Raw genomic sequence first — 17,132 nt, 5'->3', positions numbered from 1 at the left:
CCCCGCCCCCTTTGGGGGGGGGGGCGGGGGGGGCCGCGCCCGGCCCCCCCCCCCCCCCCCGGGCGCGGCCCCCCCGCCGCGGCCGGCGGCCCCCCCCCCCCGGGGGGCCCCCCCCCGCCCCTCTCCGTGAAACGCGTCAGTCCGTGCCGAACTCCATCGCGGCCCGGTCGAGCAGCTCGTCGTCGCCCGAGGACTCGCCGCGGGAGGCGATGGCCTCGGCCCCGCCCTCCGGCATGCTCCCGATCAGCCCGGTCGCGGCGGCCTGGGCGGCGCCGATGGCCGGGTTGGCCGTACCGATCAGACCGAGGCCGGCGTACTGCTCCAGCTTGGCGCGCGAGTCGGCGATGTCGAGGTTCCGCATGGTGAGCTGGCCGATCCGGTCCGCCGGGCCGAAGGCCGAGTCCTCGGTGCGCTCCATGGAGAGCTTGTCCGGGTGGTAGCTGAACGCCGGACCCGTGGTGTCGAGGATCGAGTAGTCCTCGCCGCGCCGCAGCCGCAGCGTCACCTCGCCGGTGACGGCCGCGCCGACCCAGCGCTGGAGCGACTCGCGCACCATCAGGGCCTGCGGGTCCAGCCACCGGCCCTCGTACATGAGCCGCCCGAGCCGCCGCCCCTCGTTGTGGTACTGGGCGAGGGTGTCCTCGTTGTGGATCGCGTTGACCAGGCGCTCGTACGCGGCGTGCAGCAGCGCCATGCCGGGGGCCTCGTAGATGCCCCGGCTCTTGGCCTCGATGATCCGGTTCTCGATCTGGTCCGACATGCCCATGCCGTGACGGCCGCCGATGGCGTTGGCCTCCATCACCAGGTCGACGGGGGAGGAGAACTCCTTGCCGTTGACGGTGACCGGGCGACCCTGGTCGAAGCCGATCGTCACGTCCTCGGCGGCGATCTCGACCGACGGGTCCCAGAACCGGACGCCCATGATCGGCTCCACGGTCTCGACGCCCGTGTCCAGGTGCTCCAGGGTCTTGGCCTCGTGGGTGGCGCCCCAGATGTTGGCGTCGGTGGAGTACGCCTTCTCCGTGCTGTCCCGGTAGGGGAGGTCGTGGGCGAGGAGCCACTCCGACATCTCCTTGCGGCCGCCGAGCTCGGTCACGAAGTCCGTGTCGAGCCACGGCTTGTAGATCCGCAGGTGGGGGTTGGCGAGCAGGCCGTAGCGGTAGAACCGCTCGATGTCGTTGCCCTTGAAGGTCGAGCCGTCGCCCCAGATCTGGACGTCGTCCTCCAGCATCGCCCGGACCAGGAGCGTGCCGGTGACGGCGCGGCCCAGCGGCGTGGTGTTGAAGTAGGCGCGACCGCCCGACCGGATGTGGAACGCGCCGCAGGTGAGCGCGGCGAGGCCCTCCTCGACCAGTGCCGCCCGGCAGTCGACCAGGCGCGCGATCTCGGCACCGTAGGTCTTCGCGCGGCCGGGCACCGAGGCGATGTCGGGCTCGTCGTACTGACCGATGTCGGCGGTGTAGGTGCAGGGGATGGCGCCCTTGTCGCGCATCCATGCGACCGCGACGGAGGTGTCGAGGCCGCCGGAGAAGGCGATGCCGACGCGCTCGCCGGCGGGCAGGGAGGTGAGGACCTTGGACATGGGAAGAGTATGCATCATCTCGCATGGTCATGCAAAGGGGGTGTCGCGCCTGACCGGTCCCCGGAGGCGAGCGACTGGCCGGCACTCGATCATCCCGCTGACCTCGGGGCGCATGCGGGCACGCTGCCCCCCCCGGCAATCCGCGAGCCGGCATCCGCTTTTCGCCGCGCGACCTCCCGGACGGCCCACGGGGGCCGAAGGTGCGGGTCGGCGGTGCCGCGGCTTGCTCCACGCGCATCGGGCGGGGGATCTCCCGGCGCGCGAACGGGCGGACCCAGGGGTTTCCGGAGAGCCCGTTCCCGGAGGAGGCGTCGGTCGGACCGGTCGGTGGGCTTACCGCCAGGCAGCGGTGGCGGTGATGACGGTCCGGGCCAGGGCCACGGGTTGATCGCGGGCGATGAGGTGCCCGGCGCCCTGGACGGGCCGGACCGTGGCGTGGGGGGCCAGGCGCAGCAACTGCTCGATGTCCTCGTCGGTGAGCGACGAGCCGTGGTCGCCGTGGACGAGCAGGACGGGCAGGTCGAGTTCCGCGGTGACCTGCCGCAGCCGCGGAACCCGGGCGAGGACGTCCTCGACGAGCTCGGTGTGGGCGCCGAGCGGGTCGACGGAGGCGAGGAGGCGGCGGACCCTGGAGGGTTCGAGGCAGGGCACGACGTCGACCAGCACCAGCCCCGCCACCCTGGCTCGCACGGCCGGGTCCGTGAGGGCGGCGACGGCGGCGAGCCCGCCGAGCGAGGCACCGACGACCACGCTCCCCGGCGGCTCGGCGCGCACCATCGCGGCGACGTCGTGCGCGCACGCGGACAGGGTCCGGGCGCTGCCCCCGCTGTCGCCGTGGCCTCGCTGGTCGAAGGCCACGCACCGGTACCCGGCACCGACGAGGACCTCGCTGACCGGCCGCCACACCCGACGGCGTTCGCCACCGGCGTGAAGGAGCAGGAAGGTCGGTCCGGCGCCGACCTCCTCCCCGCGCAGGATCGCATCGGGGCGAGTGATCCGCCGTCCTCGCGGGGCGGTGGGGCCGATCATGAAAATGACACCTTCCCTCCTCCTGTCGCCCGTGTCCCCGGCCGGGCCGCCGGGGCCGGCCGATGCCCCGGCCGAACGCGACACTCCGTACTGCCCGCGAGGCGCGTCGGGAACGGTACCGCCACCGGAGCGGATGCGGACCCGGGGCGGCACGGGCACGCGCTCGCCGGGCGCGACGGCCGGTGCCGACGGCCCCGGCCGGGTGCCGGCCCGGCACATCGCCTCCTGTCGGCGCCGCGCACCTCAACTCGCCGGCTCGGCCGCTCATCCGTCGAGCGAAGCGCTCGGTCGCACCCACCCGGACGGTCACCCCAAGGGCTCGTTGCATAAAACTGCGATGACACGTATAGTCATGCCATCCATGAGGAGGGTTTCGATGACGGTACGAGCAGCGGTGGCGGGTGCGAGCGGATACGCGGGCGGAGAGCTCCTGCGCCTGCTCCTGGCGCACCCCCACGTCGAGATCGGGACACTGACCGGCCACTCCCACGCCGGTCAGCGGCTCGGGGCGCTCCAGCCCCACCTGCTCCCGCTCGCCGACCGCGTCCTGGCGCCCACCACCGCCGAGGAACTGGCCGGACACGACGTCGTCTTCCTCGCCCTGCCGCACGGCCGATCCGCCGCCGTCGCCGAGCGGCTCGGCCCGGACGTCCTGGTCGTCGACATGGGCGCCGACTTCCGGCTGGACGACCCGGCCGACTGGGAGGCGTACTACGGCTCCCCGCACGCCGGGACCTGGCCCTACGGCCTCCCCGAACTCCCCGGCGCCCGCGCCGCCCTGGAAGGGACCAGGCGCGTCGCGGTGCCCGGCTGCTATCCCACCGCCGTGTCGCTCGCGCTCTTCCCCGCGTACGCCCACGGTCTCGCCGAGCCCGAGGCCGTGATCGTCGCCGCCTCCGGGACCTCCGGCGCGGGCAAGGCGGCCAAGCCGCACCTCCTCGGCAGCGAGGTCATGGGCAGCATGTCCCCGTACGGGGTCGGCGGCGGCCACCGCCACACCCCCGAGATGATCCAGAACCTCAGCGGACCGGCGGGGGAGCGGGTCACCGTCTCCTTCACGCCCACCCTGGCCCCGATGCCCCGCGGCATCCTCGCCACCTGCACGGCCGCCGCGAAGCCCGGCGTCACCGCCGGGGCCGTACGGGCCGCGTACGAGAAGGCGTTCGCGGACGAGCCGTTCGTCCACCTGCTCCCCGAGGGGCAGTGGCCGGCCACGGCGTCCGTCCACGGTTCCAACGCCGTTCAGGTGCAGGTCGCGTACGACGCCGCCGCGAACCGGATCATCGCGATCAGCGCCATCGACAACCTCACCAAGGGCACCGCCGGCGGCGCGGTGCAGAGCATGAACATCGCCCTCGGCCTCCCCGAGAGCGCCGGACTTTCCACGACCGGGGTCGCTCCGTGAGCGACGCGCGCGCGACAGCCGGTCCGCAGACGACGACGAAACCCACATCCCTGTGCCGCGCGGGCGGAGACGGGGACACCTCCCAGGCGTCCGCTCTGGGGAAGAACGGAGAAGCACAGTGAGCGTCACCGCAGCGAAGGGATTCACGGCGGCCGGCATCGCCGCCGGGATCAAGCAGAACGGCAACCCGGACCTGGCCCTCGTGGTCAACACCGGGCCCCGCCGCGCCGCCGCGGGAGTCTTCACCTCCAACCGCGTCAAGGCCGCCCCCGTCGTCTGGTCGCAGCGGGTCCTCGCCGACGGCGAACTGACCGCCGTCGTCCTCAACTCCGGCGGCGCCAACGCCTGCACCGGCCCCCAGGGCTTCCAGGACACCCACGCCACCGCCGAGAAGGTCGCGGAGGTCCTCTCCACGAGGGGAGAAGAGGTCGGCGCGGGCGAGGTCGCCGTCGCCTCCACCGGTCTCATCGGCGTCCCGCTCCCCATGGACAAGCTGCTCCCCGGCGTGGAGAAGGCCGCGGCCGAACTCTCCGAGCACGGCGGGGAGAAGGCCGCCATCGCCATCAAGACCACCGACACCGTCCACAAGACCGCCGTGGTGACGAAGGACGGCTGGACGGTCGGCGGCATGGCCAAGGGCGCCGGCATGCTCGCCCCGGGCCTCGCCACCATGCTCGTCGTCCTCACCACCGACGCCGACGTGGACGCCGAGGGCCTCGACGCCGCCCTCCGGGACGCCACCCGCGTCACCTTCGACCGGGTCGACTCCGACGGCTGCATGTCCACCAACGACACCGTCCTCCTCCTCGCCTCCGGCGCCTCCGGCGTCACCCCCGCCGGGGACGGGTTCGCCGAAGCGGTGCGGGCGGTCTGCGACGACCTCGCCCGCCAGCTCATCGGCGACGCCGAGGGCGCCAGCAAGGACATCCGCATCGAGGTGGTCAACGCCGCGACCGAGGACGACGCCGTCGAGGTGGGCCGCTCCATCGCCCGCAACAACCTCCTCAAGTGCGCCATCCACGGCGAGGACCCCAACTGGGGCCGGGTGCTCTCCGCCATCGGCACCACGGCCGCCGCCTTCGAGCCCGACGAACTCAACGTCGCCATCAACGGCGTCTGGGTCTGCAGGAACGGGGCCGTCGGCGAGGACCGCGACCTCGTCGACATGCGCTACCGGGAGGTCACGATCACCGCCGACCTCGCCGCCGGCTCCGAGTCCGCCGTCATCTGGGCCAACGACCTCACCGCGGACTACGTCCACGAGAACAGCGCGTACTCGTCGTGACCGGCGCCACGCGGAAGCACACCGCGCTCCCCAAGGCCCGGATCCTCATCGAGGCGCTGCCCTGGCTCACCCGCCACCACGGCAGGACCGTCGTCATCAAGTTCGGCGGCAACGCCATGGTCGACGAGGACCTGAAGGCCGCCTTCGCCCAGGACGTCGTCTTCCTGCGCCACGCCGGCCTCAGGCCGGTCGTGGTGCACGGCGGCGGCCCCCAGATCAACGCGGCCCTCGACCGCCACGGCCTGGTCAGCGAGTTCAAGGCCGGCCTCCGGGTCACCACCCCCGAGGCGATGGACGTCGTACGGATGGTCCTCGCCGGACAGGTCCAGCGCGAACTCGTCGGGCTGCTCAACCAGCACGGCCCGTTCGCCGTCGGCATGACCGGCGAGGACGCCCGCACCATCACCGCCACCCAGCACCGGCCGCTCATCGGGGGCGAGCCGGTCGACATCGGCCGGGTCGGCGAGATCACCGCCATCGAGACCGGCGCCATCGAAGCCCTCCTGGAGGACGGCCGCATCCCGGTCGTCTCCTCCATCGCACGCTCCCAGGACGACGGACATGTCTACAACGTCAATGCTGATACGGCGGCTGCGGCACTCGCTGCGGCGCTGGGTGCCGAGACCCTGATGGTCCTGACCGACGTCGAGGGCCTCTACGAGGACTGGCCGAACAGCGACGAGGTCATCAGCCGGCTCACCGCGAGCCAGCTGGAGAAGCTGCTGCCCGAGCTCTCCAGCGGCATGGTCCCCAAGATGGAGGGCTGCCTGCACGCCGTACGGAACGGGGTCACCACGGCCCGCGTGATCGACGGCCGGGTCCCGCACTCGATCCTGCTGGAGATCTTCACCGACGAGGGCATCGGCACGATGGTCGTGCCGGACGGACAGGGGGACCGATGACCGGCAACACCGAGCTGACCCAGCGGTGGCGGGGCTCGCTCATGGACAACTACGGCACCCCCCGGCTGCCGCTCGTCCGCGGCGAGGGCGCCAGGGTGTGGGACGCCGACGGCAAGGAGTACCTGGACTTCGTCGGCGGCATCGCCGTCAACGCCCTGGGCCACGCCCATCCGGCGGTCGTCGAGGCCGTGTCGCGGCAGATCGCCTCCCTCGGCCACGTCTCCAACCTCTTCGTCGCCGAACCGCCCGTCGCCCTCGCCGAGCGGCTCCTGGACCTCTTCGGCCGGCCCGGCAGGGTCTTCTTCTGCAACTCGGGCGCCGAGGCCAACGAGGCCGCGTTCAAGATCGGCCGGCTCACCGGCCGCTCCCGCATGGTCGCCACCGACGGCGGCTTCCACGGCCGGACCATGGGCTCCCTGGCGCTCACCGGCCAGCCCGGCAAGCAGACCCCGTTCCTGCCGCTGCCCGGCGACGTCACCCACGTCCCGTACGGGGACGCGGAGGCGCTGCGGGCCGCGGTCACGGAGGACACCGCCCTCGTGATCATCGAGCCGATCCAGGGCGAGAACGGCGTCGTCGTCCCGCCTCCCGGCTACCTGAAGGCCGCCCGCGAGATCACCCGCGCCACCGGGACGCTGCTCGTCCTCGACGAGGTGCAGACCGGCGTCGGCCGGTGCGGCCACTGGTTCGAGCACCAGGCCCACGAGGGTGTGGAGCCCGACGTCGTGACCCTCGCCAAGGGCCTCGGCGGCGGCCTGCCGCTCGGCGCGACGGTCGCCTTCGGCGAGGCCGCGGAACTCTTCGCGCCCGGCCACCACGGCACCACCTTCGGCGGCAACCCGGTCGCCTGCGCCGCCGGACTCGCCGTCCTGGACACCCTCGGCGCCGACGCGGCCCTCGACCACGTGAAGTCGGTGGGGGAGCGGCTGCGCCGGGGAATCGAGGCTCTGGGACATCCGCTGGTCTCCCACGTCCGTGGTGCGGGACTCCTGCTGGGTATCGTGCTCACCGGGCCCCTCGCACCCCAGGTGCAGCAGGCGGCCCAGGACGCCGGCCTCCTGGTGAACGCGCCCGCCCCCGACGTCGTACGGATCATGCCTCCGCTGGTCCTCACCGACGCCGAGGCGGACGCCTTCCTCCGGGCGCTGCCCGGGGTCCTGGACGAGGCGAACGGGCAAGGACGAACCGGAGAATGAGACGACGATGACCGACGCGCAGGAGAACGAGCACGGCGGGCCGTCCGTTCCGCAGACCCGTACGGCCCGCCACCGCAGGATCGTCGACATCCTCAACCGGCAGCCGGTGCGGTCGCAGAGCCAGCTCGCCAAGCTCCTCGCGGACGACGGGCTGAGCGTCACCCAGGCGACGCTCTCCCGCGACCTGGACGAGCTGGGCGCGGTGAAGATCCGCAACACCGGCGGGGAGCTGATCTACGCGGTGCCCAGCGAGGGGGGCTTCCGCACCCCGCAGGCCCCGCTCGGCGAGTCCGCCAAGGAGGAGCGCATGCGGCGCCTCTCCGGCGAACTGCTGATCTCCGCCGAGGCGTCCGCCAACCTGGTGGTGCTGCGGACCCCGCCGGGAGCCGCCCAGTTCCTCGCGTCGGCCATCGACCAGGCCGAACTCCACGCCATCCTCGGCACCATCGCCGGTGACGACACCCTCCTCCTGATCAGCCGGGACCCGGTGGGCGGCCAGGCCCTCGCGGACCACCTCCTGAAGCTGGCCCAGAAGTAGGGGTCCTCCTCCAGCGGCGCGTTCACCGCCGGACCGTCCCGCGACCCGCGCGGTGAGAACCCGTACGGGAACTTGTACGGCGGACCCGTACGGGGCGGACGGCCCGCCCGGCCCGCCCGGCGCCCTCCGGGGCGGACGGCGGAGGGATCGGCGCCGCTCGCCCGCCGACGCGCTCGTCTGTCTTTCCCGTGGACCGCGTTCCGCTCAACGCGCCCGCGCGGGGCGTTCCTCCGGCGCGTCCCCCGGGAAAGGAGGCGCCTCCCCCGGGCCCGCCGCGCCCGGGCGCGCACCTTCGGGTCCGGGTCGTCCACGAGCACCCGGACCGCCTCCCGGAACGGGGCGCCGCCGGTCTCCGCGAGCAGCCGCAGCGCGCCCCTGCGGACGTGCGCGGCGGGACGGGTGGTCGCACGCCGCAGGAGCCCGTCGGCCGGAAGCCGGTCGGCCCACGGCAGCAGCGCCGTCACCGTCTCGCGCACGACCCGCGGCGAACCGTCGTCCAGCGGCGGTACGAGCGGACCTGGCCGGACGGCGTCGAGCAGGCGCAGCCCCGCCACGGCGCCCGCCCGTACGCGGGACCGCTCGTGGCCCGTGAGCGTCCACAGGACCGGGGCGTCCACGGTCCGGTCCCCGCACTCGGCGAGCCCGAGCGGCGCGCCGTCGGGCATCCCGGCACCGTCCGCGCACACCGCCCGGTACAGCGGCAGCGGATCGGTGCCCGCCTGCCGCAGCACCCAGCGGGCACAGGCGCGCACCAGCGCGGAGCGGTCGTACAGGAACGGCCCGCCCGCGCGACGGCCGCGGCGCGTTGACAAACCATACGGTCAATTGCATAGTTATGCCATCACCTTCTCCGCTCCCGGGCCGGGAAGGTGGCGGTACCCGCACCCTCCCGAGGAGCAACAGCTGTGAGCAGCAACAACGGTGACGTACGGCTCTGGGGCGGACGGTTCGCCGACGGTCCGGCCGAGGCCCTGGCGAAGCTGTCCGCGTCGGTCCACTTCGACTGGCGTCTCGCCCCGTACGACATCGCCGGCTCCCGTGCCCACGCCCGCGTGCTGCACAAGGCGGGCCTGCTCACCCAGGACGAACTGACCCGCATGCTGGCCGGACTCGACCGGCTGGAGGCGGACGTCGCCGACGGCTCCTTCGTCGGGACCCTCGCCGACGAGGACGTCCACACCGCCCTGGAGCGGGGCCTCCTGGAGCGCCTCGGGCCGGACCTCGGCGGCAAGCTGCGCGCCGGCCGGTCCCGGAACGACCAGGTCGCCACCCTCTTCCGGATGTACCTGCGCGACCACGCCCGGATCATCGGCGGCCTCCTCGCCGACCTCCAGGACGCCCTGGTCGGCCTCGCCGAGGCGCACGCGGACGTCGCCATGCCCGGCCGTACGCACCTCCAGCACGCCCAGCCGGTGCTCTTCGCCCACCACGTCCTCGCCCACGTCCAGTCCTTCTCCCGGGACGCCGAGCGGCTGCGCCAGTGGGACACCCGGACGGCGGTCTCCCCCTACGGGTCCGGTGCCCTCGCCGGTTCCTCCCTCGGGCTCGACCCGGAGGCGGTCGCGAAGGACCTCGGCTTCGAGCGGGGCAGCGCGGGCAACTCGATCGACGGCACGGCCTCCCGCGACTTCGTCGCCGAGTTCGCCTTCATCACGGCGATGATCGGGGTGAACCTCTCCCGGATCGCGGAGGAGGTCATCATCTGGAACACGAAGGAGTTCTCCTTCGTCACCCTCCACGACGCCTTCTCCACCGGCTCGTCGATCATGCCGCAGAAGAAGAACCCCGACATCGCGGAGCTGGCCCGGGGCAAGTCCGGCCGCCTCATCGGCAACCTGTCGGGCCTGATGGCCACCCTCAAGGCCCTCCCGCTCGCGTACAACCGCGACCTCCAGGAGGACAAGGAGGCGGTCTTCGACTCCTGCGACCAGCTGGAGGTCCTGCTCCCCGCCTTCACCGGCATGATGGCCACGCTCACCGTCAACCGGGAGCGCATGGAGGAGCTGGCCCCGGCCGGCTTCTCGCTGGCCACGGACGTCGCGGAGTGGCTGGTCAGGCAGGGCGTCCCGTTCCGGGTGGCGCACGAGGTGGCCGGCGAGTGCGTGAAGGTCGCCGAGTCCGAGGGCAAGGAGCTGGACGAGCTGACCGACGAGGAGTTCGCCAAGATCTCCGAACACCTCACCCCCGAGGTCCGCACGGTCCTCGACGTCCCCGGCGCCCTCGCCTCGCGCGACGGGCGCGGCGGCACCGCCCCCTCCGCCGTCGCCGTCCAGCTCGTGGAGGTCAAGGCGGACCTGGTGATCCAGCACGCCTGGGCCGAGGCCAAGAAGTAACGACCGTACGCGTTCCACGGTGCCGCCGTCCCCGATCCGGGGGCGGCGGCACCGTGCTGTCCGTCCCGCCCCGGCCTGCGGAACACCCTCACTCTCCGGGACGCCTTTACTCTGAATGAGACGCCAATGTCTCACCGGGTGTATGGTTGTCTCATGTCAGTCGACCGCACCCAGATGCTCCGCGCCGCCGCCGCCCTGCTCTCCCGGAGATCGACCGCCACCATGGACGAGGTCGCCCGGGCCGCCGGGGTCGGCCGGGCCACGCTGCACCGGCACTTCGCCGGACGGGACGCCCTGGTGCGGGCGCTCGAGGAGCTGGGCCTCCAGGAACTGGACGCGGCCCTCGACGCGGCCGGGATCGAGGAGGGGCCCGAGGACGAGGCCGTGCGCCGGCTCATCGCCTCCGTGGAGCCCGTGGCGCCCCTGCTGTCGTTCCTCGTCACCGAGAACCAGCTCTTCGAGGGCGACCGGCGCAACGAGGGCTGGGAGCGCATCGACGCCCGGATCTCGGCCCTCTTCCGGCGCGGCCAGGAGCGCGGCGTCTTCCGGATCGACCTGACCCCCGCCTGGCTCACCGAGGCGTTCTACGGACTCGTGGGCTCCGGTACCTGGGCCGTGCAGGACGGCCGGGTCGCCGCCAAGGACTTCCAGTACATGATCGTCGAGTTGCTGCTCGGCGGAGCGCGCAGGAGTGTGGAGAAGTGAGCATCAGCACCCTCAAGACCCCGAACCATACCGAGGGCGTCCGCCGCCCCGGCCGGTGGCTCGCCCTCTCCGTCCTCGTCCTGGCCGTGCTGCTCGTGGCGGTCGACGCCACGGTGCTCGGCCTCGCGACCCCCTTCCTCTCCGAGGACCTCGAACCCACCGGTACCCAGCTCCTCTGGATCGGCGACGTCTACTCCTTCGTCATCGCCGGCCTCCTGGTCTCCATGGGAAGCCTCGGCGACCGCATCGGACGCAAGAAGCTGCTCCTGATCGGCGCCACGGCCTTCGGCGCCGTCTCGGTGCTCAACGCCTACGCGTCCAGCCCCGAGATGATGATCGTGGCCCGCGCCCTCCTCGGCGTCGCCGGCGCGACCCTCATGCCGTCCACCCTGGCGCTCATCCGCAACATCTTCCACGACCCGCGCGAACGCAGCCTCGCCATCGGCATCTGGGGCGCCATGGCCTCCGCGGGCGCGGCCGTCGGCCCGGTCGTCGGCGGTTTCCTCCTGGAGCACTTCTGGTGGGGCTCGGTCTTCCTCATCAACCTGCCCGTCATGGCCGTCCTCGTCCTCGTCGGCATCAAGCTGATCCCCGAGTCGAAGAACCCGAATCCGGGCCCCTGGGACCTGCCCAGCGTCGTGCTCTCCCTCGCCGGCATGATCGGCGTCGTCTACGCCGTCAAGGAACTGGCCTCGCACGGACCCTCCCTCGGCGCGGGCCTCGCCGCCGTCGTCGGCGCCGCCGCCCTCGCCTGGTTCGTCCGCAGGCAGCTGACCCTGCCCACGCCCCTCCTGGACATGCGCCTCTTCCGCCACCGGGGCTTCTCCGGAGCCGTCCTCGCGGACCTGCTGACCATCCTCGGCCTCTCCGGCCTGGTGTTCTTCCTGTCCCAGTTCTTCCAGCTGGTCCAGGGCCGCCACCCACTGGAGGCCGGACTCGCCGAACTGCCCGCCGCCGTGGGCGCCGTCACCGCCGGTCTCGTCGCGGGCGTCGTGGCCCGCCGCTTCTCCGTGCGGTCCGTGGTGGCCGGCGGCCTCGCGGCGGTCGGCGCCTCCCTCGCCGTCCTGACGACGCTCGACCAGCACACCGGCTATCCGCTGCTCGGCGGCGCCCTGCTCGTCGTCGGCGTCGGCGCGGGCTTCGCCTTCACGGTCACCGCCGACGTGATCCTCTCCAGCGTCCCCCAGGAGCAGGCCGGTTCCGCCTCCGCCGTCTCCGAGACCGCGTACGAACTGGGCGCCGCGCTCGGCATCGCCGTCCTCGGCTCGATCGTGACCGGCGTCTACCGGGGCTTCCCCACCCCGGCCGGCGTCCCCTCGGACGTCGCGTCGGCCGCCCACGAATCGCTCGGCGGCGCGGTCGAGGCGTCCGGCGCCCTCGCCCCCGACACGGCGACCGCCCTCGTGTCGGCCGCGCAGACGGCCTTCGTCGACGGCCTGCGGATCGCGGCCGGGGCCGGCGCGGCGGTCCTCCTCGTCACGGCGGTCGCCGCCTGGTTCCTGCTCAGGGGCCAGAAGCTGGAGGACGGCATCGAGCACTGACCCGCCCCCGCACAGGGGGGTGCCCCCGTACGGCCGGACCGTACGGGGGCACCCCCCTGTGCGTACTTACGCCCTCACGCGGCCTTCGCCTTGGTGGCGTACACGTCCACGTACTCCTGCCCGGAAAGCCGCATCACCTCGGCCATCACCGAGTCCGTCACCGCCCGCAGGACGTAGCGGTCGCGGTCCATCCCCTCGTAGCGGGAGAACTCCATCGCCTCGCCGAAGCGGACCGTCACCCGGCCCGGACGGGGGAACCCCGCCCCGCCCGGCTGGATCTTGTCGGTGCCGATCATCGCGAACGGCACCACCGGCGCACCGGTCATCAGGGTCAGCCGCGCGATCCCCGTACGGCCCCGGTACAGCCGGCCGTCGGGGGAGCGGGTGCCCTCCGGGTAGATCGAGAACGCCTTGCCCTCGTCGAGCACCCGACGGCCCGTCATCAGCGCCGCCACGCCGCCGCGTCCGCCGTCCCGGTCCACCGGGATCATGCCGACGCTGGTGAAGAACCAGGCCATCGCCCGGCCCTTGAGGCCCTTGCCCGTCACGTACTCGTCCTTGCCGATGAAGTAGACCGGACGGTCCAGGCAGATCGGCATGATCATCGAGTCGATGAAGGTGAGGTGGTTGCCCGCGAGGATCACGGGACCCGTCCCCGGAACGTTCTCGGCGCCCTCCACGCGGGGGCGGAACATCAGGCGCATGACCGGCCCGAGCACTGCCTTGATGATCGCGAGACGGGACAACGGTTCCTCCGGTGGGAAGCGGGTCAGCCGAAGACGGACGAACTGACGGTGCGACTGGCGACCATACTCGCGGGTCACCTCCGCGCGCACATCGGGTTCACCGAACGGATACGCAGTGTTGACACGAGTTTCCGCCATGTTCGGCGCAGGTCTGCCGCCCGTAGGGGGTCGGTGCCTAGCGTCGGGAGCACCGCCGACAGGTGCGGGACATCACACCACGATCCACCCAGGAGGACCCTTCATGACCCAGGGCGAACGCCGGACCCCGGCACGGCGGACGGTCCTCGGCGCCGCGGGCGCCACCGTCCTCGGCGCCTCCGCGGCCCTCACGGCCGGCACCGCGCAGGCCGCCCCGGCCGCCGCGACGAACCGTCCGCACGGGCGCGGCTACCGCTCCCTCCCCGTTCCCACGGTCATCGGCCACCGCGGCGCGAGCGGCTACCGCCCCGAGCACACCCTCGGTTCCTACCGGCTCGCCCTCGACCTCGGCGCCCACATCGTCGAGCAGGACCTCGTCCCCACCCGGGACGGCCACCTGGTCTGCCGGCACGAGAACGACATCACCGGCACCACCGACGTCGCCGACCACCCCGAGTTCGCGTCCCGGAAGACCACCAAGACCGTCGACGGCACCAGGATCACCGGCTGGTTCACCGAGGACTTCACGCTCGCCGAGCTCAAGACCCTGCGGGCCGGGGAGCGCATCCCCGGCACCCGCCAGGAGAACACCCTCTACGACGGCCGCTGGACGGTCCCCACCTTCGAGGAGGTGCTGCGCTGGGCCGACGAGGAGGGCCGCCGCCGGGGCCGCGAGGTCTGGCTGTACGTCGAGACCAAGCACCCCACCTACTTCCGCTCCCTCGGCCTCGGCCTGGAGGAGCGGCTCGCGAAGCTCCTGCGCCGGTACGGACGCCACCGCGCCCACTCGCCCCTCCTCCTCCAGTCCTTCGAGCCGAGCAGCATCCAGCGCCTGGCGAAGCTGGTCGAGACCCCCGGCGTGGTCCTGCTCTCCGGGGCGAACAGTCGCCCCTGGGACTTCGTCGAGGCCGGGGACCCGCGCACGGTCGCGGACCTGATCACGCCCGAGGGCCTGCGCCGGATCTCCTCGTACGCGAAGGGCATCGGCCCCACGCTCGACCTGGTGATCCCCCGGGACGCGGCCGGCCGGCTCGGCGCCCCGACCACCCTGGTCCGCGACGCGCACGCGGCCGGGCTGATCCTCCACCCCTACACGCACCGCAACGAGAACACCTTCCTGCCCGCCGACTTCCGGCGCGGCACCGACCCGAACGCCTACGGCGACTCGATCGGCGCCCTGAAGAAGTACCTGGAGACGGGCATCGACGGCATCTTCTCCGACAACCCCGACACCGCCCTGCTCGCCGCCGAGGACCTCACCGGCCGCCGCTGAAGCGCGTCGCGACGGGCGGCCCCCGGGTGTTCCCGCCCGGCTCGCGGCGCCCGTGACGGGCGGACGGTCGTGGGGGGGGGGGGGGGCCCCCCCCCGCCCCGCCCCCCCCCCCCCCCCCCCCCCCCCCCCCCCCCCCCACGACCCCCTCCCGGGTGGTTTACGTCCCGTACCGCGTCCACGGGCGCGTGACCCGGCATGGTGCGGGGCATGACCACCTCCGCTCCCGCCCCGCTCGCCCCCGCCCCGGGGTCCGTCTCCGCCCCCGCCGTTCCGGACGCGGCCGCCGCCCCGGGGTCCGTCTCCGCCCCCGACGCGCGCGCCGGGCTCCTCGCCGCGCTCGCCCCGCTGCTCGCCGCCGAGTCGGACGCCGAGGCCCCCGCCGCCGGCGTCGAACCCGGCGACCTGGAACAGGCCGTCTGGCTGCGCCTCCTCGAACGCCTCCGGGAGACGGGCGCCCCCGCGCGACCCGCCGACTGGCTGCGCCGGGCCGTCCGCGCCGAGGCCCGCCGCGCCCGCCGCACCGGCGACCGGGAACGCCCCTACCGGGACGAACCCGTCCACGACGGCGCCGGGCCCCACGGCTCCCCCGAGCACGCCCTGCTGGCCGACGAACGCCGCCGCGCGGTGCGCGCCGCAGTCACCCGCACCCCCGGCCGCTGTCCCGGGGTCCTGGCCGCGATGCTCGCCCCGGGGGACCCCACCTACCGGGAAATCGCAGGGGAGTTGGGTATCTCACAGGGCAGTCTGGGCCCGATGCGTTCCCGTTGCCTGGGATGCCTGCGCAGAATGCTGGCCGCGGAGGTTCCCGCCCCGGACCGCCGGGGAAGGGTGCGGTAGACCGGTGAACGGCAGGGGAGCGGGAGGCGTGCACACATGGGCCTGAGCGTGACCATCTCGGCGGCGGACGCGCGGGACGCGGAGCAGATCCTGAAGTTGCAGTACCTCTGCTACCAGGGCGAGGCGGAGCTGTACGACGACTGGTCGATCGAGCCGCTCACCCAGTCGCTCGACGCCCTGCGCGCCGAACTGGAGGAGGGCCACGGGCTCGTGGCCCGGCTCGGCGACGAGGTCGTCGCCTCGGTACGGGCCAGGCTCGACGAGGACGGCACGGTACGGATCGCCAAGCTCATCGTCCACCCGCGCATGCGGCGGCACGGTCTCGGCGGCCGCCTCCTCGACGGCATCGAGCGCCACTTCGCGACCGCGCCCGCGCCGGCCGCCAGGCGCTTCCGGCTCTTCGCGGGCCACCGCGGCGAGGGCCACCTGCGCCTCTACCGCCGCAAGGGGTACGCGCAGGTCGCCACCCGCGAACTCGGCGCCGGGCGCACCCTGGTGACCCTGGAGAAGGCCGCCTGACCCGGCGGCCCGCCCGGTCCCGGTCCGCCGGGCGGGGGCGTCAGGCCGCCGGCACCGCGCGCGACCGGCGCAGCCACCAGATGCCGGTCAGCGGCAGCAGCACCGGGATGAACACGTAGCCGTAGCCGTACTTCGACCAGACCGTCGTGTCCGGGAAGGCGGACGGCTCGATCAGCGTCCAGGTCCCCACGACCAGGACGCCCACGAGTTCGGCGGCGCAGCACACCAGCGCCGCCCTGCGGGCCGTCTCCCCGCCGCGCACCAGCGTGTACGTGATGAAGACGTAGACGGCGGCCGCCACCGCCGACAGGCCGTACGCGAGCGGCGCCCGGTCGAACTCGGTGGCGATCTGGAAGGCCGAGCGGGAGACCGCGCCCACCGACATCACGCCGTACAGCCAGACGACCAGCATGCCCGGACCCGTGACGAGCCGGGTCTTCGCGCCTTCCGCGGTCCTCTCCCGCGTCCCGGTCATGGTCAGCCCACCGTCCAGATGTCGTAGAGACGCACTTCGAGCACGGCCAGGACGACCGCGCCCGCCGCCACCGTCGCCGAACCCCACCGGCTGCGCTCCGCGAGCGACATGAACCCGGCGACCGGCACCGCGCACAACGCGCCGAGCAGGTAGGAGACGAAGATCGTCGCGCCCTCCTCGGCCTTCTCGCCGCGCGCCAGCCGCACGATGCCGACGACCAGCTGGACCAGGACCAGGAAGGTCACCACGGCCATGCCGATGAAGTGCCAGTCCTTGGTCGGCTGGTCGCGGAAGGCGGCGAAGCCGCACCAGGCGGCGAGGGCGAGCGCGGCCGCGGAGACCGCGACCGTCAGGGCGTCGAGCATGCGCCCGAGGGTATTACGGTCCGGACGGCCCGGTGCGCCCGGCCCTCCTCTCCCGGCCGCGCGGACCCCCGTGTGTTCTCGGCCACAGCCCGCCCCGGACCGCGCTCCGGCAGGGCCGGGAAGGGGCGGGCGGACCGGGCGGACCGCGCGGGTGTCCGGGCGGTCCCGGTGCGGCCCGGGGAACGGCCGACGGGCGGCCCCACAAGGGCCCGGAGGGCTTCCGGGCGGGTCCGCGAGGACCCGGGACGGACACCGGGACGGGC

General features: G+C 73.5%; 16 protein-coding genes. 11 read left to right on the top strand and 5 right to left on the bottom strand.

Going from position 1 to position 17,132, the window contains the following annotated elements; genetic code table 11:
• Window positions 1–136: 136 nt before the first annotated feature.
• Window positions 137–1,582, bottom strand: coding sequence for an argininosuccinate synthase (gene argG, locus ACFYZY_RS26040; RefSeq protein ID WP_383439479.1), 1,446 nt, complete (start codon window positions 1,580–1,582; stop codon window positions 137–139).
• Between the two features lie 333 nt (window positions 1,583–1,915).
• Window positions 1,916–2,611, bottom strand: coding sequence for an alpha/beta fold hydrolase (locus ACFYZY_RS26035; protein ID WP_388698552.1), 696 nt, complete (start codon window positions 2,609–2,611; stop codon window positions 1,916–1,918).
• A 376-nt stretch (window positions 2,612–2,987) separates the two neighbouring features.
• Here ACFYZY_RS26035 and argC point away from each other — a divergent pair, with 376 nt between their 5' ends.
• The 8 genes from argC to ACFYZY_RS25995 all read left to right on the top strand — a co-directional run bounded on the left by argC (window position 2,988) and on the right by ACFYZY_RS25995 (window position 12,516).
• Window positions 2,988–4,016, top strand: a complete 1,029-nt coding sequence (gene argC / locus ACFYZY_RS26030; protein WP_388698549.1) for an N-acetyl-gamma-glutamyl-phosphate reductase — start codon at window positions 2,988–2,990, stop codon at window positions 4,014–4,016.
• A gap of 118 nt (window positions 4,017–4,134) precedes the next feature.
• Entirely contained in the window at window positions 4,135–5,301 is a 1,167-nt protein-coding gene (gene argJ / locus ACFYZY_RS26025; protein WP_388698546.1) for a bifunctional glutamate N-acetyltransferase/amino-acid acetyltransferase ArgJ, read from the top strand.
• A complete protein-coding gene (gene argB, locus ACFYZY_RS26020; RefSeq protein ID WP_388698544.1) occupies window positions 5,298–6,203 on the top strand; it encodes an acetylglutamate kinase in 906 nt (301 codons plus the stop codon). The genes argJ and argB overlap by 4 nt, the downstream gene beginning before the upstream one ends.
• Window positions 6,200–7,399 carry an acetylornithine transaminase gene (locus tag ACFYZY_RS26015; protein WP_388698541.1) on the top strand — a complete coding sequence of 400 codons (1,200 nt, stop codon included), beginning with the start codon at window positions 6,200–6,202 and terminating at the stop codon, window positions 7,397–7,399. Before argB ends, ACFYZY_RS26015 begins: the two co-directional genes overlap by 4 nt.
• A gap of 7 nt (window positions 7,400–7,406) precedes the next feature.
• Window positions 7,407–7,937, top strand: coding sequence for an arginine repressor (locus ACFYZY_RS26010; protein WP_030214728.1), 531 nt, complete (start codon window positions 7,407–7,409; stop codon window positions 7,935–7,937).
• A 905-nt stretch (window positions 7,938–8,842) separates the two neighbouring features.
• Window positions 8,843–10,270 carry an argininosuccinate lyase gene (gene argH, locus ACFYZY_RS26005; RefSeq protein WP_388698539.1) on the top strand — a complete coding sequence of 476 codons (1,428 nt, stop codon included), beginning with the start codon at window positions 8,843–8,845 and terminating at the stop codon, window positions 10,268–10,270.
• Between the two features lie 153 nt (window positions 10,271–10,423).
• Window positions 10,424–10,975 carry a TetR/AcrR family transcriptional regulator gene (locus ACFYZY_RS26000; protein ID WP_388698536.1) on the top strand — a complete coding sequence of 184 codons (552 nt, stop codon included), beginning with the start codon at window positions 10,424–10,426 and terminating at the stop codon, window positions 10,973–10,975.
• Window positions 10,976–10,977: 2 nt separating this feature from the next.
• Window positions 10,978–12,516, top strand: a complete 1,539-nt coding sequence (locus ACFYZY_RS25995) for an MFS transporter (RefSeq protein ID WP_388698565.1) — start codon at window positions 10,978–10,980, stop codon at window positions 12,514–12,516.
• A 74-nt stretch (window positions 12,517–12,590) separates the two neighbouring features.
• Here ACFYZY_RS25995 and ACFYZY_RS25990 read toward each other — a convergent pair whose 3' ends face one another.
• Complete coding sequence (locus ACFYZY_RS25990) at window positions 12,591–13,262, bottom strand: lysophospholipid acyltransferase family protein (RefSeq protein WP_388698533.1); 672 nt, start codon at window positions 13,260–13,262, stop codon at window positions 12,591–12,593.
• A gap of 241 nt (window positions 13,263–13,503) precedes the next feature.
• On the opposite strand from ACFYZY_RS25990, the gene ACFYZY_RS25985 reads away from it, so the two are divergent.
• The 3 genes from ACFYZY_RS25985 to ACFYZY_RS25975 all read left to right on the top strand — a co-directional run bounded on the left by ACFYZY_RS25985 (window position 13,504) and on the right by ACFYZY_RS25975 (window position 16,029).
• Window positions 13,504–14,673, top strand: a complete 1,170-nt coding sequence (locus ACFYZY_RS25985) for a glycerophosphodiester phosphodiesterase (protein WP_388698530.1) — start codon at window positions 13,504–13,506, stop codon at window positions 14,671–14,673.
• Between the two features lie 207 nt (window positions 14,674–14,880).
• Window positions 14,881–15,510: an RNA polymerase sigma factor gene (locus ACFYZY_RS25980; RefSeq protein WP_388698527.1), complete on the top strand. Its 630-nt coding sequence runs from the start codon at window positions 14,881–14,883 to the stop codon at window positions 15,508–15,510.
• A gap of 36 nt (window positions 15,511–15,546) precedes the next feature.
• Window positions 15,547–16,029: a GNAT family N-acetyltransferase gene (locus tag ACFYZY_RS25975; RefSeq protein ID WP_388698523.1), complete on the top strand. Its 483-nt coding sequence runs from the start codon at window positions 15,547–15,549 to the stop codon at window positions 16,027–16,029.
• Between the two features lie 40 nt (window positions 16,030–16,069).
• Here the strand turns inward: ACFYZY_RS25975 and ACFYZY_RS25970 are convergent, their stop codons facing one another.
• The gene (locus ACFYZY_RS25970; protein WP_388698520.1) at window positions 16,070–16,504 is read right to left on the bottom strand and encodes a hypothetical protein; all 435 of its coding nucleotides are present in this window, start codon (window positions 16,502–16,504) and stop codon (window positions 16,070–16,072) included.
• A gap of 2 nt (window positions 16,505–16,506) precedes the next feature.
• A complete protein-coding gene (locus ACFYZY_RS25965) occupies window positions 16,507–16,869 on the bottom strand; it encodes a hypothetical protein (protein WP_388698518.1) in 363 nt (120 codons plus the stop codon).
• Window positions 16,870–17,132: the final 263 nt, after the last annotated feature.

The organism is Streptomyces sp. NPDC001744 (assembly GCF_042892575.1).
Lineage (GTDB): Bacteria > Actinomycetota > Actinomycetes > Streptomycetales > Streptomycetaceae > Streptomyces.
Note: the sequence above shows the minus strand (reverse complement) of the source record. Positions and strands in the feature narration are given on the sequence as shown.